The sequence below is a fragment of the Daejeonella sp. AP26 genome (genome assembly GCF_056680515.1).
In genome coordinates, this window is the sequence record NZ_CM155286.1 from 2482571 (window position 1) to 2507101 (window position 24531).

Here is a 24531-nt window from a genome sequence, read left to right on the forward strand (position 1 = left end):
TGATAGCTCGTAAAATCCTTTGACACCCATCGTCCTCGTTTGCAACAGGATGAACGAGAACTGCAATTATATTGCCCTAACCTGCTTGTCGGAATTTGCAAACTGACGCTAAATTTTGTTTCTCATAACTAAGCAATCTTAGTCATGCTGTTAATGAATTCCGTAGTCGTCTGACTTGTTTGAGCCTTAAAGAATCTCATCAGATGGTTTGGCTCTGCAAAGTTTAGTTTGTAAGCTATTATTAACAGTTTTGTTAGAATGTAGCAGTGAGTTTTGTATTTCAAACAGGGCACTTAGCACCCATCATTCCACAGTACCCGCTCCCAAACGCGTTAATAGCAATAAACAATAATAAGAATCCCAGGGTAGATCTTAAAAGTTTACCGGTCTTGACCATTGATATATTAATTAAAGCCTGCCACGAAAAGTTCTGAAAACTCGCTCACTTTTGCTACGACTTGCCGCTTGAAGGAATATCGCTGTATGCAGTTGATCAAACGTAAAAGCCGACCTACCTAACCTAACTGACTAAAAATTACTTCGCATGAGGTCAGCCTCAAAGGCAGGCCAGTGGGTGCGTTTGCTGGTTGGCCTATTGACGCTTTAACTTCTTTGAACGTTTAAAATGACCCTGAACGATTAGAATAAGGACAGGAGTTGATAAATGCCGATTCTAGATTTGGATATCATAAATAACTTAATTCAAAGTCAATGGAAGTTATTATTTTCCTTTAATCTTATTTGAGCTTAACAATCCTTCTATAACTTTCAACTCTCCGGTGCCTGCGTCAATCAGGCCATTTCGTTCGTCCTCTATGTTAGTTGCCTGGGTATATACATCACCTGCAACAGAACGTTTTCTTAGCTCTTTTTTATAGAGGCTTATTTGTTTTGTTCTTGCCGTTAGATCATTCGGACCACCATAATCCTCAAATCCAAAACCACCCCATTCGCTTACAATTAATGGTACTTGCTTTCGAAAAAAGAAAGGATCGCCAACTACAAGTGGAAGAGCAGCTATACCTGTTAGCCTGCCCTTAACTAAATAATCCAGTCTTTTCCGCCAATTAATTAATTTGGGTGTATAAATATGTGCAGTGAGCAGATCTGATTTCAATCGCCCCTCAAATGATACGTGCTGCCAGCCATCGTTGTCCACTATAAGAAACTGCGGGTAATTTATTTTCATAAAGTTGTACATGTCAATGATGTATTGCCGGGTTTCCTTATTAGTTTCAATATCCTGTGCGCCCCAGCTTTCATTATATAAGCTCCAAATAATGATCGACGGATGAGTGCCAATCAAAGCAAGCATCCTAAACAATTCGTCTTTATGATTAGACCTGCTTTTCGCGCTTGATCTATGGGGACTGGGCACCTCCACCCATAAGAGTATTCCCAATTTATCTGCCAGGTTGTAAATACGTGGGTCTATGCCGGCAATATGTATCCGTACAAGGTTACACCCCAACTTCTTGATGGAATACATATGGCGTTTTACCGCTTCGTAGGTTGAATTACCGGGCTGATACAAAATACCATCCAGGTAAATGGGGCTGTGGTTTAAATAAATAGTTCCTCCCCTTGATTCAATTTTTCTTAAACCAAAAAGGGTTACTATCTCTGCAGAATATCCTTTTGCATCTGTTAGTGTTGCTTCCAGCCTGTATAAATGCGGGTTTTCTGGCGACCAATGTTTTTTCTCGGGGAGCTCTATCACCAGTCGTTGTTTTTTCTCACCTGCCTGCAATACCAACGGATATTCATCTACCGCAATAGGATCGCCTTTTTTGGGATTTTTATCATATATTTTTAACTTAACTGTGTAATAGCCAGGATCATGAATATGGGTTGTTAGATCTAAGCGCACAATATTGTCCTCAATCACATTAACTACACTAGTCCGGGATCGTAAACGATTACGTTCGACTGTTTCCAACCATATACTTCGGACAGGACCTGTAAAGGTCTGATACCAAATTCCGCCTCGCTTATAAACAAGTGATTCTTGTTTACCTCTTGGGATATCCGCATCCTTTGTATCGGCAATACGTACAGTAAGCAGGTTAACAGATTTCAGGAGTCTTTCATTAAGTTCATAACTAAATGACGTGTATTCGCCATAGTGTATTTTTTCACCCTCAACTGTGGAGACAGGAACTCCGTTTAACCAAACCTGCGTTTCATAGCCGCATGCTCCAAAAGTAACTTGCAGCATTACCGTTGGAGATCTGCTATACTTTTTATGGTCGGGTAATAAAAATTCCTTTTGGTACCATATTACAACTTTGTCATTCCAGGCTTCAGGTTGATGTTTTTTGCTCATGAAGTCTTCCACGCTGCCGGGCCAGTTTGCTGTCTGCTCAAACTGATGCTCCAAATACCATTTTTCAGATAATCCTTTATCATGAGGATCAAAAGATATTTGCCAATCTCCATCTAAAAGCACATAAGTGTTGGGTCGGACTACAGCTCGCGGTAGCGGATTATTATAGACAATATCACTAAGACCATTTTCCTTGATTTTTGAGGAGCTATAATTTCGGAAAGTTTTTTTCTTGTTCATTTAAGACAACAGGCGAAAAACAGATTAATAGGTCGATGGTTCAGTCATTTAAAGGTATATCCATAGTCGTGGTCTACGAATTCTTTTCACCCGGGCAAGTAAAAGAAGGCGACACGACTCTTAAGTATTAAAAAAGCTCATGTCAAGATCATATGTACTTGTTTATTTCAACTTTTCAAATAATGTTTAGTTTTTTTTATTTGATTTGATTAGTGATAATGTTAGAAACCACTGTTAGACCGCGGTGGCAGAACTTATAACTCGTATCGTCCTCGTTTGCAACGAGGATGCAGGAGAGATGCTATTTTATCCACCTCACCCCCGCCTGGTGAGATTGCAATCCGGCGCCAATAATTACGGATCTTCGATCCCCCAATAATGCTCCGGAAGAGCAACCTGTTTGTAAAAGTCGACAAACGGATTGTCCGCTCCAGAGGAGCTTCCTGCATTAGATGGAGTCTTTACCAGAACTCAATTGACATCAGCATCGTTCTATCATGGTAAATTAACCTAACGGCCTGATTCAAAAAGCGGTGAAACCCACTACGTGGCTCGCCTTTTTGTCTAAACTTTTCCAATGATCTTCTCCGGAGTGGATCCCCATATCCAAAGTATGGACCTACCATTAATCCGCCGATTAACTATCGCTTTGTCTGCTGAGGCAATCACTCCTTGCAGCTTACCTTATATCTAAGAATAACCATTCACGCTGTATACGGATTAATCGAAATCTATTATTTGGAAATATTTTCGGGACTGCTCATTGTTTTAATAATGAATCGGTTGGTCAACTCCTTTTCTTCGGGAAACTGGCAATCGAATTTTATAGTGTGTTTTCCGGTTTTAAGAGCGGGGATCGTTTGTTTTAAGACAATATCCTTCACAAAACCGCCTTTGCTGTTGTACATTTTAATGCCAGTTCCATCACAAACAATCGAATTTCCGGCTTCATAGTCACCCGGCAATTCCAGCTTAAAATACCCGTCGATTTCAACCCATGGATTTTTTATGCTTCCTTCCTTACCCATAAAAGTCAGGGTAAATTGAAGCGGCTGCTCAGCATCTCTATTCACGAACTCCCATTCTGAGAAAGTCGGCTGACCAGGTTGAAGCACTTTTTTTTCGTGCTCATACTTGTATTTCTTAGATGGATACAATTTCCAACCCTGGCTATTCTTTTCGAGATGAAAATCGTTTTCCGGATTTTTCAACCGTACTAATTGGTCTGAAGAGAAGATTTTCGACCTGTAGGCTTCCTGCCATAACTTAACTAAAGCTAGTAACTGGGTTGTATTCGGATTTTGTTGAAGGCTTTTGTATCGTGCCACCAGGGCAAACCCGGCATTATAACCGGCTGCCCGTGCCATCATCCATTCAATATCTTCAGCTGTAGTGGTCGGTGAAAGTAAAAACCAACCCAACATATTAGGCATATAGTTTCTTTCTAAAAAAGGCTGGTTCTCCAGACGATAATCGCCCTGAGACTCCCGGAATCCACCGTACCAAGGCTCCCCCCAGTTCCAGTAATGACACAAATGCCAATAGTAGTGATAGGATCGGCTCGTCCCGTTTACCAGCGTATGTTTTGTATCCTTAATTACTTTATCCGCAAAAATTTGCATTCCGTAATCGCCCTCACCCGCCGACAGACAGCCTTCATGTCCGTCGAAATCCATGTGAGAAACACCCGTTTCGTTAAAGAAACGGCCAAGATTTCCTGCTATTTCCTGCTGCAATTCAAAATTTGGGAAAAGAGTATTGTAAGGGTAATCGAATAACATTCCCGCCATTTCGCCTTTGGGATGGTCTGAAGCTTTAGTTCCATACATTCCACGCTGACAGTCTAATAATTTATAAGGAGCTTGTGCCGAAACTTCCCTAAAACGGATAATTTCATCTCCAATTTTCACCGCATGCAAAGTACTTGAGCTGATACTTTTAAAGTATTGATCAGAAACTACCGGTATTTCACTTGCTGTTGCACTTATATTCTCAGCCAAAAAAGATGAGCCTGTCATCGCAAGTCGCTTGTCTGGAATTGGAGTTACATAGGGGTCATTGGTGTTGATGAATGTACTCAATGTATGCACTCCTATCCGGATCCCCTTTTTGCTGGCTTTATCCACAGATGCTTTCATTCCAGCAATCCCATTCGGAAAAGCAACTGAATCCAATATAAAATGCCCCCATGATTGAAAAGGACCTTCATGGTAAAGCGAAGCCATCCCTGCCTGCTGCGTATAATCCAGCATTTCATCAATCGTTTTTTCATTAAAATCAGAGATCAGATATGCTCTTCCGGTTTCCGGAGACTGTTTAAACCATACACCGTTAATAAGTGCATGAGGAAGTCCTTCTGCCACTTCGATTGCCCCGATACGAGATAGAACTTGTGGCTCGGTACAACCAAAAAGAGCGATTTTCGATCCAAGTGTTGTTTCGTTTGGAATTGCCGCTACAGGCATGTCCGGGCGCCCCCAAACTGTTAGTTTTCTGTCTTTTGAACGATCTAAACTAAAAGCCTGCAAACTGCTTCCATAAGACTGAGGAATAGCTGTAGAACCGCGGGATTCAACAGATCCATCCGAATTATCTAAAACACCACCAACCGTTTTGGGATTTAAAGCTTGAATTCCGATGGCATATTCACCATCACGTACTACCCCCACAACTTCACCAATCGTTTTGTTAATAATCGTTGGATAAGATCCCCAGATAACAGCATTGACTTTACTCTTCTCATCAATCTTAATCAGTTCGAAAGTAAGATGAGTCTTCTTTTGAATCACTTTTACCTGGGCAGTAATTTTTGCAGGCTGATAAACGAGAGAAATAATTCCTGATTTGAGAGTCGCCTGTGTGGGTTCATACCAATTGTCGCCTATGCGAATTTGCAACAAAGGCGCTTTTTCACCTGCTGCCAAAAAATTTTTATTCGAAACTGGATCTAATAATGCTGTTATCTGTCCTTTAGAGGAAATAGCCAGATTCAAATCCGCTGTCTTAAGACTTATTTGCTGCGCTGAAACGGTTAGAAAATGAATAAATAAAATAAATACAATTGCGAGTGTTTTTTTCATGTGCTGAGTATTAACGATTCCGATGGAGAAGATCACAATTTATTGACAATTCCGGCTTTTTACCAAATGATCTGTAGAAAACGTTATTTTCTCTGCTTTTCATTTTTCAATAATACTTAACTTCTCCACAGTTTTGGGAAAGATAAGACAGACAACTAAGAAGCGGCACCCTTGTAAATCATTTCCTTATCACACAGGTTTTAGTAGCGCTTTTTAGTCGGCTTGCTACAACGCTATACGGAATTTGCTATCAAATTCTGAATTTCACTTCTGGCTAGATAATAAATATTATTGCACCGGTGTTGCATTAACACAATCATACATGAATGAAGCTAAGCGTTCTATTAACAAATATGACTTTGACGTCCTCATTATAGGGGGGAGTTATGCCGGACTTTCAGCTGCAATGGCCTTAGGGCGATCGCTCCGTAAGGTGCTGATCATCGACAGTGGCCTGCCTTGCAACCGGCAAACACCCCACTCACACAATTTCATCACCCATGATGGTAAAACGCCGGCGGAGATCTCATCCCTCGCGAAGCAGCAGTTAGAGAAGTACGAAACGGTGGAATTTCTGAAGGGCCGTGCTGTAAGAGGAGCGAAAACAGAATCAGGTTTTCAGATAGAAACGCAGGCGGGCGAAACTTTCAATTCGAAGAAAGTAATTTTTGCTACGGGAATAAAAGACCTCATGCCAGACATCAACGGATTTGCTGAGTGCTGGGGTATTTCTGTCGTGCACTGTCCGTACTGCCATGGATATGAGATAAGAAATGAAATCACAGGCATTCTCACTGATGGAGATTTCGCAATGCACCTGGCGCAGCTGGTCAGGAATTTGACCCGGCGACTGAGTATTTACACCAACGGAAAAGCAAATTTTTTGGAAGACCAACTGAAGCAACTGGATAAACACGATATACAAGTGATCGAAAAAGAAATTGAGCGAATTGAACACAGCAGTGGCCAGATCAGTGAGCTGATTTTTAAAGACGGTTCGTCGGCTTCATTGCAAGCTCTTTATGCCCGGGTACCTTTTGTGCAGCATTCGGACATTCCGGAAAGTTTAGGCTGCGAATTGGCAGACCAGGGCTTTTTTAAAACGGATGCCATGCAGCAATCAACCGTACCCGGAGTTTTTGTCTGCGGAGATAATACCAATCCGATGCGTTCTGTAGCAAACGCAGTAGCCGCAGGCAACCTCGCAGGAGCAGCGGTTAACAGTCAGCTTTGCCAGGAGGAATTTTAGGGAGTCGGCATGTGCTAACCGCTATCGCCTAACTCACGTAGTTCAGAAGTTCCGGCCAGCTTGTCTACTGGCGGCTGAATAAATTATCCATCACACAGCGAAGAGAATTTTAAGATTAGATTTACTGACAATTGAGGATTGCACAACGTGAAGGCGGAATGATTTAAAGGCTTTGGGAGAAGTGATCTGGCTCAAACGGGATGAAAAGCAATGCCATTAGGCAACGCTACTATTGCAATGACAGATATTGCTATTTAGAATACTATGAAGGGCAGGCTTTTTTATGCCGGGAAGGTGGCTTATTTTCCAGTTAATTGAAAAAAAATTAAAACGGAAGCGGCCGCAGTCATAATTATTAAAGCAGCAAATCCAAGAATATTTGCAGTTCTTCCGTTTATATTTGTTCCCATTATTTTTTTGTTGTTGGAAATGTGAAGAATAATGGCAATCAGAACCGGAGCGGTTAATCCATATAGAATAGCAGTATAGATTAGTGCTTTTATTGGGGAAACGCCGATATAATTCAAGGATAGACCCAGTATAAGTGAAATTGCGATGATGACATAAAATGCCTTTGCTTCATGAAACTTTTTATCAAGACCTTCTTCCCAGCCAAAGGTTTCAGTAATGATATAAGAAATAGAGCCACTTAAAACCGGAATGGCAATAAAGCCGGTACCAATAACACCAATTGCAAAAAGAAGATATGCCAGATTCCCAGCTAATGGTTTCAGAGCCATAGCGGCTTGTTCAACCGTGTCAATTTGATGAATGCCTCCCTTAAACAAAACTGTGCCCGTTGTAAGAATAATAAAATACATAACCAGTCCGGAGACCGCCATTCCAAAATCAACATCCTGATTCATCACATGAATAATTTTTTTGCCTACAATCAGATGCTTTTTCTTATGCTGCATTTCCTCAACTTCTACGGACGCCTGCCAAAAGAAGAGGTAAGGTGAAATGGTGGTGCCCAAAATGCCAACCAGAATGGCTATAAACCCTTTGTCAAATTGAATAGTTGGAATGAATGTGGCTTTAAGAATTTCCGCAAAATCTTGTTTATATAAAAACGGAACAATAAAATAAACGAGCATAACCACGCACAAATTTTTAAGCACGGCAGCAATTTTTTGATAAGGTAAATAAATGATTAAACCCAAGAGCAGAATAGTAAAAACAACACTGAAATAGGTTGCCTCAATGGATGGGAACAATAAATTTCCTACAGCACCCATTCCCGCAATATCGGCGCCGATATTCATTATAATAGCAGGGAAGCTAAACAACAACATTAAATACAATATCGGTTTTGGATAATGTTTTTTAATTGTCCCGGTTAGGCCATGGGAAGTAACTAAACCGATCCTGGCACACATCTGCTGAATTTGAGCCATCAGCGGAAAGGCTACAATAGATGTCCAAAGCGTTAAAAGCCCGTAAGCTGCGCCTGCCTGCGAGTAGGTTGCAATGCCTGACGGATCGTCGTCGCTTGCACCTGTAGCTAAACCGGGTCCAAGCCGCTTCCAGAACCAACTGATTTTACGAAAAAAACTTTTCTTCCTGATCATTCTTAAATCGCTGTTACAGAAATGGTAGAAACAAAACCAGGATTAGTATGAAAGCTCTTTCGTCAGATCACGATTAATATTTAATTTCGGTTTCATGACTTATTCTTGTGCGTCTTTTTTAAATAGCCCAAGAAAAAAGGCAGATGCATGCCTGATGTAAATTACCTAAATATACTTTTTAAAAATATAGAAGTTAAACGGCCTGATTTAATGACCGGTGGTCTGTTCACGCACTTTGGACAAAATCCAGACAAGGTAAAATTCATCTCTACAACCTTATAAGCTGCAGGAAGCTTAAATGAAGGTTCGATATTGACCAGGCAGGTGACTGACTTGCATACGCTGCATATTTCATGACCCCATCAATATTCAGCACCTTGTGTATTAAACCCTCTTCAGTTAACCGGTAAAGTTTCTCCAAGGACGTGCTTCAGCAGGAGCGAAAGCGGAAAGAGGTTTTCAGATAGAAACGCAGGCAGGCGAAATTTTCAGTTCGAAGAAATTGATTTTTACTATTGCAAATTTTACCGGTTCTTTCGCAATCCCGACAATCAGAATTGCAATGTAATTAATGCCCATGTCCGCCACCGCCGGACATTTTAGCCAGTACAAAGAATGCTCCCTTAGTGATAACAGGCGCATTTGCAGGTATACTTTTCATCAGTGTTATTTCTGTATATCCTACGTCAGACGATCCTTTCACCACAAGTATCTTTTCAAAATATACTAACGGTTCATTTGAATGCGCTTCTTCATCATTGTGTGGTTCTTCTTCCTGGTTTGCGGCTTCTTCATGATGGTTAGCCGGAGCCTTGGCTTGAACGAAAATATAATCCTTACCCTGCTCACTTACGATGGCTTCCGTAGGAACTGCTGCTGCTGTTTTTTCGCCAACGCTGATTAGAGCGGTTATATTCATCCCTTCTATTAATCCCGCATGCTTTCCCAACACCACAGAGTGAATTGGAATGGTCTTCGACTCGTTTGCAAATGCGGTTCCTATAGAAAATATTTTCGCGTCGTATTCTTTACCGGGATCATTGGTTAAGGTAAAATGAATCGTTTGATTCTTTTCGAGCTTCGGTAAATCCTTCTCATATACAAACAGATCCAGATGTAATTCCGCATTATTTACAATTTCTGCCACTGGTGTACTTTGATCTATGGGTGAACCAATCTGCCCGGTAACTATACTGATGGTACCACTGATGGGTGCTCTTAGATGAATGGTTGTACTGATGTTACCTCTTCTGACGCTTTCAGGAGAAATGCCTGTTGCAAGTAATTGCTTCTGCAAAGCGTTTCGTGATGCTCTTAACGTGGTCAGTTCGGTTTGTACCCGTTGAACATTTTTTAATGGTGCGGCATTCCCTGCCACCAGGTCTTTTTGTCTCTCTAATTCAAGCTCCGATAAACTGATCTGTGCAAATACAGCCTGAAGTTCCTGCTGCATGGTTGCGACATCCGGATTGCTAATTGATGCGACTATTTGCCCCTTTTTGACATAACTGCCCGGCTGTATACTCAGGCTTTTCAGAACGCCGCTGCTCAGGGATGTGATTAAAGCTTTGTTTTGGTTAGGAACAGATAAAATACCGTTGGCTTTAATAGAAGTCCGCAGGTTCTTCATTTCTATAGGTCCCTGCGTAATCCCGGCCTGTTTTATTTGTTCCGGGGTTAGAGAGACAATATTACTTTCAGCTTCCTCATGCCCCTCTTCCTTGTGTGCTTCGGCAGGGGTTTCTTCCGCGCTGCCTGGTGTATTGTTACCCCCGCAGGCTGTGAATAAAGCTGCTACAGTGAATAACATGAAAATTCGTTTCATCGTTTGTATGTTTACCTGTTTAAGAAATAATTTAATTGTATGGCGACCTGGTTATACTGGTTTAGAACTTCCAAACGGCTTCTCTGTAAGTCTAACGACTGGTTTAAGAACTGGCTGAGTTCGGCAAAGCTGATCTCTCCACCCTGGTAAGAAAGATTGGCAGCCTTAATGATCGCTTCGGCCTGCTCAAGGCCCACAGTTTCATAAAAAAGCAGCAACTCTTCCTCTTTTTTTAATTCCTGGAAAGATTGATCGAAACTTCCCTGAAGGGTTGCTATTTCGTAATTCACGATCGACGATTGATATTCTTTTTCTAATTCTGCAGCCTTTATATTGTTTCTGTAAGCGCTTCTTCCAAAAAGAGGTATCCCGATTGAAACTGAAAAACCCGAATAAGGATTGCTGGCCCCGTATAGGCGTTGGGTAAAGAACCGCCCATCAAAACTTGGTTTATTATTCTGTCTCTGAACGCTCAGTTCTGCACCCGCAATGTTTTCATTCTGCTTTTGCATCAGAACAGACGGATGATCGCCGACGGCGCGGGTACTGATATCTGTCTCCACTTTGCCGAGCGGCTTTAGTTCGGGAAGAAAGGTGCCTCCAGTGTTCGTTAGCCTCTTGAGAATTGCCTGCTGGGCTTGCATGTCTCTCCGGAGCCCAAGCAGCTGTGCGCTTATCTCCCTCGATTTTGCAACAGCAGATATACTGTCAAGTCCGGCGCTTTCGCCGGCTTTCACCCTCAGCACCGTTGCCTTTGTCAGCGACTGATAGATACTATCCATTCGCTGCCAGAGCTGAATCCTGTTTTGCAGGTACCACAAAGTATAGTAACTGCTTTGCACATTGCGCTTGATTTCCAATGCTTTCAACTGTTTTGCTATTTCCACCGATTTCACCCGTTCCTGCAAGAGATTCTTCCGGGCTTTATAAAGTCCGGGCCACTCCATACTCTGTGATACACCGATCTTGAGCAAACCTTCCGGATCCAGGGGATTATAATCTTCGTTCTCCACGAATATCCCGGTCTTGGGGAGATCAAACCAGGTACGGCCCAAGATCTGGTTGCGCCGGAGCTGTAAATCAGCCGCCTTAATTTGAAGATTATTCACCAGGGCTGTATCATAAACTGCATCAAAGGTTGCACGTGTGGTTCCTGTCTGTGCGGTAGATGTTTGAACAGCAAAAAGTAAGGCTATGACCGTTAGTGCTGCAGTGGCAGTGGAATTTGGTCGCATCTTGTTTTTCATGAAGATGATATATAGAATAGGTAATAAGATTAAAGTGAGGAGTGTTGCTGTGATCAATCCTCCGATAACCACCGTTGCCAACGGTTTTTGAACCTCGGCACCGGCACCTCCTGATAAAGCCATCGGTAAAAATCCGAGCGAAGCAACAGTAGCGGTCATCAGCACGGGTCGAAGTCGTATTTGCGTTCCTTTGATAACCCTTTGAAGCACGTTCTGCACACCATCCTTTTCGAGCTGGTTAAACGTCCCGATCAGAACAATTCCATTCAACACCGCCACTCCGAATAACGCAATAAAACCTACTCCGGCAGAAATACTGAACGGCATACCCCGCATTAACAAAGCAAACACACCGCCGATAGCAGACATTGGGATGGCCGTAAATATCAGCATTGCTTCCTTAACTGATCCGAATGTGAAATATAGAAGGGCAAAAATTAGCAACAGAGCCACAGGGACGGCAATCATTAATCGCGCATTGGCTTTTTCCAGGTTCTCAAAAGTGCCTCCATAAGTAAAATAATAGCCCGTAGGCAAAATATTAGAATCGGCAAGCTTTTCCTGAATTTCTTCAACAACTGACTTGACATCCCTGTCCTGCACATTAAACCCAACCACAATCCTTCGTTTTGCGTCTTCCCGGCTGATCTGTGCCGGCCCTTCTTTAAAGGTAACCGTAGAAACCTGGCTTAGCGGAATTTGATTCCCGTCTGAAGTTGGAATGAACAAATTGGCTACATCCTCAATAGAACCGCGATGGGCGCTATCCAGTCGGACGACAAGGTCAAACTTTCGTTCATTCTCAAATACCGAACCTGCGACACCTCCTGCAAAGGCTGTACTTACGGTTTTATTCAAATCTTGGATATTCAAACCGTAGCTGGCGATTTTACTTCGGTCATATTCAATCGTAATCTGGGGCAAGCCTGTTGTGCGCTCAATTTGAGGTTCTGTAGCTCCTTCCACTGTCCGAATAATGCCGGCAACCTGCGGAGCCAGGACAGCAAGAGTATCAATGTTTTCACCAAAGATTTTTACAGCTACATCCTGCCTTACCCCAGTCATCAATTCATTAAAACGCATCTGAATGGGTTGATTGATTTCAAAAAAGACTCCTGGAATAACCTGCAGCTTAGTCTCAATCATTTCAGCCAGTTTGTTGTAATCCTGGGTGGTGGTCCATTCCCTTCTGTCTTTCAACACAATTATGAGATCCGTAGCCTCTGGCGGCATCGCATCCGTGGGTATTTCAGCCGCACCGGTTTTTCCAACCACCTCTAAAACTTCCGGAAATGACCGGATGATTTTTGAAGCCTTCATTGAGGTTTCAATGCTTTGCGAGAGTGACGAGCCCTGGGGCAGGATGCAGTGAAAGGCATAGTCTCCCTCCTGCAATTGGGGAATAAACTCTGAACCCATGCGGGAGAAGACAAACACGGTAATAGCTAGCAGCACGACCGAACCGGTCACAACCAGGTATTTAATTTTCAAGGCTCCTCTAAGAACCGGGGTGTAAAGTTTCTGGAAGAAATCCATCATCTTGTCAGAAAAATTCTTTTTCTGCGAAAACTGCTTGGGAAGAAAAAGCGCTGACATCATGGGAATAAAGGTCACTGACAAGATCAATGCTCCCAAAATGGCGAATCCAACCGTTTGAGCCATTGGACGGAACATTTTTCCCTCAATGCCAACTAAAGTTAATATCGGAATATAGACGATCAGGATAATGATTTCGCCGAAAGCAGCGCTCTTCCGCATTTTTGAAGCGGATAGATACACTTCATGGTCCATTTCCTTTTGTGTGAGTTGTTTCAAACCCGTTCTCAGAACCAAATGATGCATAGTGGCCTCGACAATGATGACCGCTCCATCGACAATTAATCCAAAATCGATAGCACCAAGGCTCATCAGGTTAGCCGAAACCCCAAATACGTTCATCAGGCCCAGCGCAAACAACATGGACAACGGTATAGCAGACGCCACAATTAAACCCGCACGAAGATTACCTAAAAATAGAACCAGGACCAGGATCACGATCAGCGCACCTTCAATCAAGTTTCTCTCCACGGTTGACATGGCACGGTTAACCAGGCTGGTTCGATCAAGAAAAGGCTTTATTTCGACATCCTCAGGCAGACTTTTTTTAATCGTCTCCATTTTTTCCTTAACACTTTTCACCACCTCCGCACTATTAGCGCCTTTTAGCATCATCACAATACCGCCCACAACTTCATCGTTGCCGTTATGGGTCATAGCGCCGTAGCGAACTGCGTGACCATAACCAACGTTGGCAACGTCACTGATCATGACCGGAATACCATTTACACTCTTTACCGAAATTTTGCCAATCTCTTCAAGCGAGGTGATCAGACCTATTCCTCTGATAAAATAAGCATTCGGCTTTTTATCAATATAAGCCCCTCCGGTATTCTGGTTGTTTTTTTCAAGGGCCTCATAAATCTCGGCCACACTGACATTCAGGGATTTTAAGCGAGCAGGGTTTACCGCAACTTCATACTGCTTCAGCTGGCCTCCGAACGAGTTGACTTCGGCGATCCCCGGTGTACCATACAACTGGCGGGCTACTATCCAATCCTGCATAGTGCGAAGATCCATGGATGTATACTTACTTTCACTGCCCTTTTTAGGGTGGATCATGTACTGATAGATCTCCCCTAATCCGGAGCTGACAGGCCCCAGTTCCGGTTCACCCATTCCTTCCGGAATTTGTTCTTCGGCTTCTTTAAGCCGCTCATTAATTAATTGCCTGGCAAAATATATGTCAACGTTCTCTTCAAAAACAACGGTAATTACAGACAGGCCAAATCGGGAGATCGAGCGTATCTCGACCAGGTCGGGTAGATTGGCCAGGCTTTGTTCTATTGGGTAGGTTATAAACTGTTCGACCTCCTGGCTTGCCAGCGTTGGGGCCGTGGTGATCACTTGTACCTGGTTATTGGTAATATCCGGAACGGCATCGATAGGTAGCTTCAGCGCAGAATATACTCCCCAGATAATAAGAAGTAACACGCCAATGCCAACCACCGCTTTGTTCCGGATAGAATAAAGAATTATTTTATCCAGCATAAAAAATTGGGTTAAAGAAAAAAGAATGGATGCATCAAAGCATCAGGAAAAAGGCAGGCGATTTAAACCCGGGGAGGCTGGAAAGGAGGATGCAGATCCGTATAACTCCCCATGTTTTGGTAAGGGAAATCTAAATCTCGTACAGAGAAAAGCATTGGTGTACTTCTTGCAACAACAGGCTGCGAAATACTTACACAGCAGGTACAGGTGCAAAAAGGTGAACAAAGGTCTGCCGGAGTCTTCGCGTGATCAGTGTCCTGGGTGAGCACAATCTGTGTTTTTATTTTCTCGAACACAAATCCGTCCTTACATGCCACGCCCGAAATCAGCATGATATAGACAGAAAGGACGATGCAGAGGATTTTCATTGGGGCAAAGATAGGAGATAAAGTTTTAATAAATAGTACGCTACTGAAATCTACAACTAGAGGTTTCTTTTCGGTTGCAGGCGATTTACAGATTACAGGTGCAGGATATAGATGAATTATTTGAAAATTTAAGGAAGAGAAAGTCCTGTTGGAGTTCGCTTTAAATAGTTAGAAGAAATCAAAAATTGAGACCAATGACGATATAATTGGACGTTTACTTCCTGAACTTTCCAATCTTCATCAGATTTTATGAAAAAGGCAACATAATTCAGAAACATACTTTGATTAGGGGGTGTTCAAAAATAATCTGGTATGGGATGAAGGTATGTGTAGAACCGCTTTTATCGGCCCAACGTTCTATGATAACGTACCGAAAATCAAAGAGAAAGGGTTGCTTTTTTATGAGCAACCCTCTCGGATTTTAGGCTTGAGCCCGGTACGTACCCAGCGCCGGAATCGAACCGGCACAGTTTCCTATCGGTGTTTGAGACCGACGCGTCTACCAGTTCCGCCAGCTGGGCATAGTTTGATCATATACGGGATGCAAACTTAGATAAACTCTCCCTTATTCGCAACAAATATTTCTGCCGGTACCAGATGTCCTTGATTTTCAATAAAGTGTCGTCGTGCTGCTGTTCCGGCTCATTATCATATGCGTCGGTATACTGCTTCAACTCATCAAAAAGTTTCCTTTCTATGGCATCAACCTGGCCCTGGACGGTGAGCAATGCTGCTGCATTCGGATGAACTTCCTGTTCCATGATCTCCTCATTCACATCCATCATATCCATCAGGAAGTCTTGGGGAAGCTTGTACTTCTCCCCTTCCGTCATCATGTAATTTAAGGCCAGCACGTACTCGATCCTCTTGAGCGGGTTGGATAATACCTGGTAAGCTTTATTATTGAGCGTAGAGAGCTCCAGGATCTCCTGCTGCTTCTCTTCAGACTCGCTTGCATGGAAGTCCGGGTGATACTTCTTGCTCAGCTCGTAGAATTTCTTTTTCACCAGGGCATTATCCGGGTGAAATTTTACGGGCAAGTCATATAAATCAAAATAGTTGATCATTGAGATTTCACTAGTCTGGGGTCTCAACCCTAAATTTTCATTTCCCAAGTTCAAATATCCAATTCCTAATTCTTAATTCCTACCTAATACCTAATACCTGATTGCTGAAAGCTAAAACTTAATTTATGACGTGCTTCACAATATCGTTCCCGAACACAAACACCATCAGCGTAACCAATATCACAAAGCCAACCATCTGCGCGCGTTCCATGAATTTATCACTTAAAGGCTTGCCTTTGATCATTTCGATCAGGAGGAAAACAGAGTGCCCGCCATCCAGTGCCGGGATAGGAAGAAGGTTCATTAAGGCAAGTGCCATAGAAAGCAATCCTACGAGGCTCCAGAACTTCACCCAGTCGACAGTCTTACCGAACATGGTCGCGATGCCGATCGGTCCTGTAAAGGCTTTATTTGCCTTCACTTCGCCACTGAATACTTTACCCAGTCCCTTGGCATTATCCATGAAGGAACCCCATGCTTTGGAGGCGCCAACCGGTAAGGATTCGATCAGGCTATACTGTTGATTTTCGCGAGGCAGGCCTATCGGTGGAATAGCAACTCCCAGCTTACCTTCTGCGCTAACATTCGTAGCTAATGAAACTGTATCTCCGGCGCGCAGAACAGATAGATTAACAGATTTTTCGCGGTTTTTCTGTACAACATCCTGGTATTCATCAAAAAATTTAACCGGCGTGTTGTTCAATGCAAGAATGCTGTCGCCAACTTTTATTCCGGCTTTATCAGCATTACTGTTGGGCTCTACCATGGATATGCTGCCCATCACGAAACGGGGTTCAATAAATTCGCCTATTCCGTAGTCAGACAGCTCTTCGATAATATCACCCGGTACATCGATCTGCTTAGTTTCACCATTCCGGTTAATGGTTAGCACTGCGTTTCCGAAAAGAACCTTAGAACTATTTAATTCTTCAAAGCGGACAATCTTCTTACCGTTTACGGCAGTGATCTTATCGCCGGCTTGCAGACCGATATTCTTACCTATGATGCCCGGCGCAATTCCATATTGTAGTTTATCATTCGGCGTGTAGGATTCGCCAAACTTGAAGGTCAGCATCCAGAAGATGAAAATACCTAACACAATATTAACGGTTACGCCACCCAGCATGACAATTAGTCGCTGCCAGGCAGGTTTAGAACGAAATTCCCATGGTTGCGGCGGACCAGCCAGCTGATCAGTATCCATTGATTCGTCAATCATACCGGCAATTTTCACGTAACCGCCCAGTGGCAGCCATCCCATTCCGTATTCACAGCCCTTGTAGTTGAAACTGAAGAGTTTGAAGCCCCAAGCATCAAAGAACAAGTAAAACTTTTCCACTCTGATCCCAAAAGCCCTGGCGGCAAAAAAGTGCCCTGCTTCGTGTAAAATGATCAAAATAGAAAGTCCGAGCAGCAGCTGCCCTGTCATTATTAATCCGTCCATGCTTATATTTTATATTGGAGATTGATATTAAAGATTTGTTACTAAATGTTGTGCATACAATCGGGTCTCACAGTCCGTTTCCAGGTAATCTTCCAGCGAAGGGTTATTCAGATAAGAAATTTTGCACATGCAGTTTTCTATGACCTCGCTCATCTGCAGAAATCCTAGACGGTTATTCAAAAACTCTGCCACGACAACCTCATTGGCAGCATTTATGACACAGGGCATATTACCGCCGGTATGTAATGCTTCAAAGGCCAGATTCAGATTTCTAAACGTTTTTGTGTCCGCCTGCTCAAATGTCAAGCTAGGATAATCTAAGAAGTTGAACCGCGGAAAATCGCTCTTAATACGTTGCGGATAAGCCAGCGCATACTGGATCGGCAGTTTCATATCCGGCATTCCCATCTGCGCTTTCATAGATCCGTCAGTAAATTGAACGATAGAATGCACGATAGATTGCGGATGAACGATCACGTCAATCTGGGAGGGCTCGAGATCGAAGAGCCATTTGGCTTCAATCACTTCCAGGCCCTTATTCATGAGCGTAGCTGAGTCGATAGTGATCTTAGCCCCCATCACCCAGTTAGGGTGTTTTAAGGCTTCCGTTTTAGTTACCGATGAAAGAAACTGGCTGGTCTTACCTCGAAAGGGACCACCTGATGCTGTTAAATATATTTTCTCAATGGGATTATGCTGTTCGCCTGCGAGACACTGAAAGATGGCTGAATGTTCCGAATCAACCGGCAGGATCTTCACCTGATGCTTGGCGGCAAGCGTGGTGACCAACTCCCCAGCAACAACCAGTGTTTCCTTATTTGCTAGCGCGATGTCTTTTCCGGCCTTGATAGCCGCTAATGTAGGCCTTAAGCCTGCAAAGCCGACGAGCGCCGTTAAAACGATATCAATCTGAGGTTGCGTTACCACATCAGCAAGATCAGCTAATCCGCATAACACTTTTATGTTGGGGGGGGTTAATGCAGCCTGCACTTCGGGATACTTACTCTCGTCTCCGATTACTACGTATTCGGGGCGGAATTCGAGAGCCTGGCTGATTAGCAGCTTTGCATTTGACTGAGCGGTCAAAACAGACACGTTAAACCGGTCCCGGTTCTGGCGGATAACTTCCAGTGCTTGGGTTCCTATACTGCCTGTAGACCCAAGAATGGCAATCGAGCGTATCTTAATCGTTTCTTCTGTAGTGTTCTTCAATATCATCTCTCAATCCCACGTCTCAATATATTTTCCGAGCTGATCAGCGATCTTGCGATCGTTGGAAAGGCGCGGTACTTTATTCTGTCCGCCCAGTTTACCTTCTGAACGCATATAGTCAATAAAAGCTTCCCTTTTTAGGGGGCGAATGATCAAAGGCTGCAAGATCTTTCCTTCGATCAGGTCCTGATAATACACATTTTTTTTCTGTAATGCCGCATCCACCTTTAATCTGAAGGCTTCAAAATCCTTTGGCACTTTAGCAAATTCAACAAACCATTCATGGTATGGCATCGAGCCATCCGGCGGTGCCACCTGAGGCGCTACCGTAAATTCTGTAATTTCCACCCCTTCCGTTTTAGCCACCGAAAGCAGGGAATGTTCCACTTCTTCAGCAATCACGTGTTCACCAAAAGCCGAAATATAATGTTTTATTCTTCCGGTGACGAGTATACGGTATGGATCCTTCGATACAAATTTAATAGTATCGCCAATACTATAACCCCATAACCCAGCATTTGTATTTAGAATGATCGCATAATTTTTGCCGATTTCTACATCTTGCAGAGAAATGCGGGTAGGCGATTCGTTGTAATATTCATCTGTAGGGATAAACTCATAAAAAATACCAGCATCAGCCAGCAAAAGCAAACCCTGTTCTTTCTGCGAGTCCTGGAAAGCAATAAAGCCCTCGGACGCAGGGTAGGTTTCAATGGTATCTATTTTACGACCCAGACTTTCCTGCAGCTTAGCGCGATAAGGCTCAAAGTTAACGCCACCGTAAACGAAGAGACCAAGGTTCGGGAAAATATCTTTAATCTTTTTATTATCTCCGGCAGTCAGCTTATCAAAATACATCTGGACCCATGGGGGAATTCCGCCCAGCAGGCGCATGTCTGAATTCTTAGTTTCTTCCACGATAGCGTCTACCTTCTCCTCCCAGTCTTCAATACAATTGGTTTGGTAAGATGGCAGCCGGTTCTTTTGCAGATATTGAGGAACGTGATGTGCAACTATGCCCGATAAACGGCCGGTAGCAATCCCCGCTTTGGTTTCCAATACCGGACTTCCCTGCAGGAACATCATTTTCCCATCAACGAAATCGGCCTTGCCTGTTTCATGAATATAACAAAGGAGCGCATTGCGGGCGGCCTTAATATGCTCCGGCATTGATTCCTTCGATATAGGAATGTATTTTACTCCTGAAGTGGTTCCGGAAGTTTTGGCGAAGTAAGCCGGCTTACCCGGCCAGAGTACGTCGCTCTCGCCATGTACCACCCTTTCAATGTAAGAACGAAGCTCTTCATACTCACGCACGGGCACATTCTTCTTGAAGTCGTCGTAGGATTTGATCTGTGAAAAGTGGTGATCGGCTCCAAAGGCAGTGTTGGCTGCCTGGTCAACCAGGTTCCTGAATACCTGAAGCTGGGCGGGAACGGCATTTCTCTTCCATTTGTTCATCTGCCAAACTACCCAGGCAGCAAATGGCTTACTTAAAACCGCTTTAAATCCCATTTTAATTATTCTGGTTTTTCGATCAGGATATCTTCCTCGTCAGCATAACTGTTTACCATTGTACGGTACGTAATGATCAGGATCAAGCTTGAAAAAGGAACCGTGAATAGTAGTCCAATGAAAAGCGCCATTGCACCTAAAATATTTAATGCGAGGATGATCAGGAACAGTACAAAGATAAACCAGAAATGACCTTTGCTGAGCGTCCAGCTTTGACTGATAGACTCGGAAGCACCGGACTCCTGGTCCACGATAAAACACACCACAAAGCATAGCCTGATTGTGAAATAAGTTACCGGAATAGCGATGAGCAGGAAAACCGGCAGCATTTTGCTGCTTAGTACGTCGGTAGTCTCTATATCCGGAGTGTTCATAAAGTATAAGCTGCTAATCACGCCGATCAGGAAAACCAGGACAATACCAATGATCAGCTTGACAAGGAGAAAATTCAGCGCCTTCATGAGGTTTGGCACGAAATCAGGAAATTCCGGTTCCCCCTCGTCGTCAATCTGTTTAAAGATCACCTGGTAAAAGGCCACGGTAAAGAAGGCATCGAATAAGCTTAATGTCAAGTTTTGCAGAAGAACGGCGGCAGTGCTTTCACCACCAAAAATACCGGTCAGCAAAGTAGTGATCATGATGATCACCACAAACTGTACTGCAGTAAAACCTAATAAGATCCAGATATTCTTTTTCGCGAAGTTCCAGGCTTCCGACATAATCTCGTTAACCGAGAAGGGCTTATTCATATGGTATTGTTTCCTTGATTTAATATAATCCGACGCCAAAAGTCCTGCATAAAACCTAAGCCATAAGCAGTTAATTGTACAAACGCAGCAATAATGCTCAAAAATGCAACTTTTGCCGACTTATTTGCATTCCACGAGTGGAAAAATATTAACAAAATGTAAACGGCCAGTAAAAAGTTGGTGATGTGTGTCAGCCCGCTTCCGAAGATGTTTAACACCAGGGTCGCCAACAGGAAAAGCGTAAAAAGCGCCGGAAAAAAGTGTACTGCTTTCAATTCTGTTGGAAAGTGTTTGAAGATATTAATACGTGCCCGTCCGAAAAAGTGCAGCTGTTTGTAAAACTTAGTAAAATCTGTTCGCCGTTTATGAAAAACGATAGCAGCAGGGATCAATCCTACCTTAAATCCCATCGAATAGATGCGGATACTGAATTCAATATCTTCTCCCAGGCGGGTCAGTTTGAACCCACCGGTTTTCTCCCACACCTCGCGCGAAATGCCCATATTAAAACTTCGGGGATGAAAACGACCGATATGGCTTTTATTTCCGCGAATCCCGCCCGTAGTAAAAGGCGAGGTCATGGAATAGCTGATGGCTTTTTGTATCGGCGTAAAAGAATCATGCGCGCCATCAGGGCCGCCGTAGGCATCCAACTGATGCTCCAGCAAGTACTCCTTTACCGTATCCAGGTAATCAAAGGGTATCAGGCAGTCTGAATCAAATACAACGAAATAGTCGCCTTTTGCCCTGGCGAACCCATAATTACGTGTGAGGCCCTGCCCCTCGTTCTTTTTAAAGAGATACTTAATATCCAGCTTGTCACTATAGCTCTCCACGATCGCCTTTGCGTCGATCTTAGAACCATCCTCAATAACCAATACTTCAAACTGCGTGTAAGTTTGTTGCGTCAGGGTATGCAACAACTCATCTATTTCCTGAGGGCGGTTGTATAAGGGGATGATGATGGAGAAGAACATTTTTTTTAATGTGCAAATTAGCAAATATGGAAATGTGCAAATGGGTGTAAGGTGCTAACCGATCTGCTAATGAGTATGCTAATAATGGTTTTATTTAAAGGGTGTCTCAATAATCTTCTCAAATAGGAATGCTCAGTAAGTGGCACTCAAATTCTTAACCAGGCGTTGGGTATCTCCGTATTTTCACATCTACCTTCCAACGGTAAGGCATTTGCTCATTTGCTCATTTGCATATTCACTTAAACCGTTTTCTCAATCTGGTACGCATTCCTTTCCGGGGCGTTGCGGGATACCAGTTCGGCGATAAAGCCTGTGAGGAACAGCTGAAAGCCGACCACGATGGCAACCAGAGCGATATAGAACAGCGGCTGAGCGGTAACTTCACGGGAATAGGGAATATGATAGGCAATGTGATAAAGTTTCTGACCGATGATCCAGAGTGCTATGATAGTTCCGGCGAAGAAGCTTATTACACCCAGGGAGCCAAAAAAGTGCATCGGTCGCTTGGCAAACTTTCCGACAAAGAATATCGATAACAGGTCCAGGAAGCCATTGATAAAGCGGCTGAAACCGAACTTGGTGGTACCGTACTTGCGTGCACGGTGTTCCACTACCTGTTCACCGATCTTCTTGAAGCCTGCCCATTTTGCCAGGACCGGAATATAGCGGTGCATTTCTCCGTACACCTCAATACTTTTCACTACATCCTTCCGGTAAGCTTTCAAGCCACAGTTGAAATCGTGCAGATTGCGGATACCGGACATACTGCGGGTAACCGCGTTGAAAAACTTAGTAGGGATGGTTTTTGTAAGGGGATCATACCGCTTTTGCTTCCAGCCTGAAATAAGATCGAAATCTTCATCACGGATGCGGCGGTACAGCTCGGGAATCTCATCCGGGCTATCCTGCAGATCGGCATCCATGGTGATGACTATATCTCCCTGGGCGGCTTCAAAACCGACGTTCAACGCAGCCGACTTACCATAATTTCGTCTGAACTTTATGCCGACGATTTCCGGATGCTCAGCTTTCAGACTCTCAATCACCTTCCACGAGGTATCGTCGCTGCCGTCATCAACAAGGATAATCTCGTACACAAAATTACTTTTGATCATTACCTTCCTGATCCATTCGGTCAGCTCGGGCAATGACTCAGCCTCGTTATATAAGGGTACGACTACGGAGATATCCATTAAGATATGTGAGATATTAGATTTGAGATGTGAGAACATTTCTCACAAATAAAAACGTGCAAATTTTATCAATAAAATCGATAAAACCTGCACGTTAAATTAAAGATTGTCAGAATTACTCTTCAGCACCCGGCACAAACACAGGTGCTTCCTTCTTGAAAATGGCAGCGAAAATTAGTGACATGATGAACTGTACCAAAATGGCAATTCCGAAGTTGCGGGCCAGTTCAGCAAAAGTTGGATCAAACTGGCCTCTCATCGCCTCCAGTTGTTTTTCAACAGCTTCATCGATCTGCTCTTGCTGCATACCCAGATTTTCAAAAGTACTTGTTAAGCCGGCAGTGATATGGCCGGAAATCTTTTCAAAGGCACCCGGCTCGACAAATTTATAGAACACAAAGTTGAACAGTATACCAAATGTCCCTGCTATAAAAGCCATCAGGAAAATTCCTTTCAACGCAGTTTTGAAATTCCAGTAGCCACCGATCTTCTTTCTAAGATCCAGTGTGAAGAAAATGTACAACGCTAAGGATACAAGCATTAGTCCGATACCATAGAACGTCGATCCCATCAGAGAAGGGGCGACATAATAAGTTACGATGCCGAGCACGGTTGTAAATATGCCGATGATCAGACCGTTGGTGATAGCCAGTTTGTTAAGATCTTCTAAATTTGATTCCATGTGTTTAAGTTAAGGTTTAATTATTTGGTTGATTGTAGGTTACCAGTAAAGCATAAACTGCAGCATCAAAATCTGCACTTACGCTGTGGTCGTTAAAACGACTTAACTCTTCTTTATCAGGATTTGGGTTCCTGAAAAATGCCATCATGGGATAGAATAGTTCTTTGAGCTCCGAAAATTCCGGGAGCCCCTTCGCTACACGCGCAACTTCATCCAGCGAGCTGTCAACCAGGATCTGGTTAGCGATCACTTCCTCGTAAATACGGTGCTCGTCCTGAAACTCATCATCATCAACCAATAAAAATTCTTTTAAGAAATCTTCCAGCTCAGGTTCCAGCTCTTCATCTTCGCATTCCTTGATGTAAAGCAGAACGTTTAACAATTCGGTTCCGCGATCAAGGGTCTCCTCTTCAATATCTTCCCATTCATCTGAATCAAGATAATCTTCCTCCAATTTCTGTACGTCTTCGGTAAAGAAGTTAATCAGCAGAAGGTCGAAAAACACTTCCCGTAACGCCTCATATGGCGGATTCTCATCGAATACCTCGTCCATAGCAGCAACTTTTTCCAGGAAAGTCTGATCTGTATCAAATACACTTACTAACTTGTTTGAGAAATTAGTGCTATTCGTTCCGTTGATTTGTGAAAATTGCTCCAGAGCAGCGTTCAGCGCTTTGTTAACCCTTGTATTCATAATTT

The 24531-nt window shown here is 43.3% G+C and carries 16 protein-coding genes and 1 tRNA gene; 1 reads left to right on the plus strand and 16 read right to left on the minus strand.

From position 1 onward, the window contains the following. Positions 1 to 721 precede the first annotated feature (721 nt). Entirely contained in the window at positions 722 to 2566 is a 1845-nt protein-coding gene (locus tag AC1MCB_RS10640) for a glycoside hydrolase family 2 protein (RefSeq protein WP_479964701.1), read from the minus strand. Positions 2567 to 3300: 734 nt separating this feature from the next. Beyond that, entirely contained in the window at positions 3301 to 5646 is a 2346-nt protein-coding gene (locus AC1MCB_RS10645) for a hypothetical protein (RefSeq protein WP_479964702.1), read from the minus strand. Positions 5647 to 5968: 322 nt separating this feature from the next. Here AC1MCB_RS10645 and AC1MCB_RS10650 point away from each other — a divergent pair, with 322 nt between their 5' ends. Next, positions 5969 to 6895 carry an NAD(P)/FAD-dependent oxidoreductase gene (locus AC1MCB_RS10650; RefSeq protein WP_479964703.1) on the plus strand — a complete coding sequence of 309 codons (927 nt, stop codon included), beginning with the start codon at positions 5969 to 5971 and terminating at the stop codon, positions 6893 to 6895. 299 nt (positions 6896 to 7194) lie between these two features. Here AC1MCB_RS10650 and AC1MCB_RS10655 read toward each other — a convergent pair whose 3' ends face one another. The 14 genes from AC1MCB_RS10655 to AC1MCB_RS10720 form a co-directional block, all read right to left on the minus strand. Continuing rightward, complete coding sequence (locus tag AC1MCB_RS10655; protein ID WP_479964704.1) at positions 7195 to 8466, minus strand: NRAMP family divalent metal transporter; 1272 nt, start codon at positions 8464 to 8466, stop codon at positions 7195 to 7197. A gap of 568 nt (positions 8467 to 9034) precedes the next feature. Continuing rightward, positions 9035 to 10291, minus strand: a complete 1257-nt coding sequence (locus tag AC1MCB_RS10660; protein ID WP_479964705.1) for an efflux RND transporter periplasmic adaptor subunit — start codon at positions 10289 to 10291, stop codon at positions 9035 to 9037. Between the two features lie 11 nt (positions 10292 to 10302). Further along, the gene (locus AC1MCB_RS10665) at positions 10303 to 14625 is read right to left on the minus strand and encodes a CusA/CzcA family heavy metal efflux RND transporter (protein WP_479964706.1); all 4323 of its coding nucleotides are present in this window, start codon (positions 14623 to 14625) and stop codon (positions 10303 to 10305) included. Positions 14626 to 14687: 62 nt separating this feature from the next. Next, the gene (locus tag AC1MCB_RS10670) at positions 14688 to 14993 is read right to left on the minus strand and encodes a DUF6660 family protein (protein ID WP_479964707.1); all 306 of its coding nucleotides are present in this window, start codon (positions 14991 to 14993) and stop codon (positions 14688 to 14690) included. Between the two features lie 441 nt (positions 14994 to 15434). Beyond that, positions 15435 to 15514: transfer RNA gene (locus tag AC1MCB_RS10675), tRNA-Leu, on the minus strand. A gap of 9 nt (positions 15515 to 15523) precedes the next feature. Beyond that, the gene (gene hscB / locus AC1MCB_RS10680) at positions 15524 to 16060 is read right to left on the minus strand and encodes a Fe-S protein assembly co-chaperone HscB (RefSeq protein ID WP_479964708.1); all 537 of its coding nucleotides are present in this window, start codon (positions 16058 to 16060) and stop codon (positions 15524 to 15526) included. A 118-nt stretch (positions 16061 to 16178) separates the two neighbouring features. Next, positions 16179 to 17504, minus strand: coding sequence for an RIP metalloprotease RseP (rseP, locus tag AC1MCB_RS10685; protein WP_479964709.1), 1326 nt, complete (start codon positions 17502 to 17504; stop codon positions 16179 to 16181). 27 nt (positions 17505 to 17531) lie between these two features. After that, the gene (locus tag AC1MCB_RS10690; protein ID WP_479968732.1) at positions 17532 to 18686 is read right to left on the minus strand and encodes a 1-deoxy-D-xylulose-5-phosphate reductoisomerase; all 1155 of its coding nucleotides are present in this window, start codon (positions 18684 to 18686) and stop codon (positions 17532 to 17534) included. A gap of 39 nt (positions 18687 to 18725) precedes the next feature. Continuing rightward, complete coding sequence (locus AC1MCB_RS10695) at positions 18726 to 20231, minus strand: GH3 auxin-responsive promoter family protein (RefSeq protein WP_479964710.1); 1506 nt, start codon at positions 20229 to 20231, stop codon at positions 18726 to 18728. Between the two features lie 5 nt (positions 20232 to 20236). After that, a complete protein-coding gene (locus tag AC1MCB_RS10700) occupies positions 20237 to 20980 on the minus strand; it encodes a glycerophosphoryl diester phosphodiesterase membrane domain-containing protein (protein ID WP_479964711.1) in 744 nt (247 codons plus the stop codon). Beyond that, the gene (locus AC1MCB_RS10705; protein WP_479964712.1) at positions 20977 to 21957 is read right to left on the minus strand and encodes a glycosyltransferase family 2 protein; all 981 of its coding nucleotides are present in this window, start codon (positions 21955 to 21957) and stop codon (positions 20977 to 20979) included. The genes AC1MCB_RS10700 and AC1MCB_RS10705 overlap by 4 nt, the downstream gene beginning before the upstream one ends. 239 nt (positions 21958 to 22196) lie before the next feature. Then, the gene (locus AC1MCB_RS10710; protein WP_479968733.1) at positions 22197 to 23150 is read right to left on the minus strand and encodes a glycosyltransferase family 2 protein; all 954 of its coding nucleotides are present in this window, start codon (positions 23148 to 23150) and stop codon (positions 22197 to 22199) included. Between the two features lie 115 nt (positions 23151 to 23265). Further along, on the minus strand, positions 23266 to 23832 hold the full coding sequence (locus AC1MCB_RS10715; RefSeq protein WP_479964713.1) for a DUF4199 domain-containing protein: 567 nt from the start codon (positions 23830 to 23832) through the stop codon (positions 23266 to 23268). A gap of 16 nt (positions 23833 to 23848) precedes the next feature. Then, positions 23849 to 24526 (minus strand): hypothetical protein, encoded by a 678-nt coding sequence (locus AC1MCB_RS10720; RefSeq protein WP_479964714.1) that lies wholly within the window; start codon positions 24524 to 24526, stop codon positions 23849 to 23851. Positions 24527 to 24531: the final 5 nt, after the last annotated feature.

Excerpts from the sequence above, each read along its gene's own strand:
- AC1MCB_RS10670 (WP_479964707.1), bottom strand. The coding sequence starts at position 14,993 with ATGAAAATCCTCTGCATCGTCCTTTCTGTCTATATCATGCTGATTTCG.
- AC1MCB_RS10710 (WP_479968733.1), bottom strand. The coding sequence starts at position 23,150 with ATGGATATCTCCGTAGTCGTACCCTTATATAACGAGGCTGAGTCATTG.
- AC1MCB_RS10695 (WP_479964710.1), bottom strand. The coding sequence starts at position 20,231 with ATGGGATTTAAAGCGGTTTTAAGTAAGCCATTTGCTGCCTGGGTAGTT.
- AC1MCB_RS10645 (WP_479964702.1), bottom strand. The coding sequence starts at position 5,646 with ATGAAAAAAACACTCGCAATTGTATTTATTTTATTTATTCATTTTCTA.
- AC1MCB_RS10660 (WP_479964705.1), bottom strand. The coding sequence starts at position 10,291 with ATGAAACGAATTTTCATGTTATTCACTGTAGCAGCTTTATTCACAGCC.
- AC1MCB_RS10700 (WP_479964711.1), bottom strand. The coding sequence starts at position 20,980 with ATGAATAAGCCCTTCTCGGTTAACGAGATTATGTCGGAAGCCTGGAAC.
- AC1MCB_RS10640 (WP_479964701.1), bottom strand. The coding sequence starts at position 2,566 with ATGAACAAGAAAAAAACTTTCCGAAATTATAGCTCCTCAAAAATCAAG.
- AC1MCB_RS10705 (WP_479964712.1), bottom strand. The coding sequence starts at position 21,957 with ATGTTCTTCTCCATCATCATCCCCTTATACAACCGCCCTCAGGAAATA.
- AC1MCB_RS10650 (WP_479964703.1), top strand. The coding sequence starts at position 5,969 with ATGAATGAAGCTAAGCGTTCTATTAACAAATATGACTTTGACGTCCTC.
- hscB (WP_479964708.1), bottom strand. The coding sequence starts at position 16,060 with ATGATCAACTATTTTGATTTATATGACTTGCCCGTAAAATTTCACCCG.
- AC1MCB_RS10720 (WP_479964714.1), bottom strand. The coding sequence starts at position 24,526 with ATGAATACAAGGGTTAACAAAGCGCTGAACGCTGCTCTGGAGCAATTT.
- AC1MCB_RS10715 (WP_479964713.1), bottom strand. The coding sequence starts at position 23,832 with ATGGAATCAAATTTAGAAGATCTTAACAAACTGGCTATCACCAACGGT.
- AC1MCB_RS10665 (WP_479964706.1), bottom strand. The coding sequence starts at position 14,625 with ATGCTGGATAAAATAATTCTTTATTCTATCCGGAACAAAGCGGTGGTT.
- rseP (WP_479964709.1), bottom strand. The coding sequence starts at position 17,504 with ATGGACGGATTAATAATGACAGGGCAGCTGCTGCTCGGACTTTCTATT.
- AC1MCB_RS10655 (WP_479964704.1), bottom strand. The coding sequence starts at position 8,466 with ATGATCAGGAAGAAAAGTTTTTTTCGTAAAATCAGTTGGTTCTGGAAG.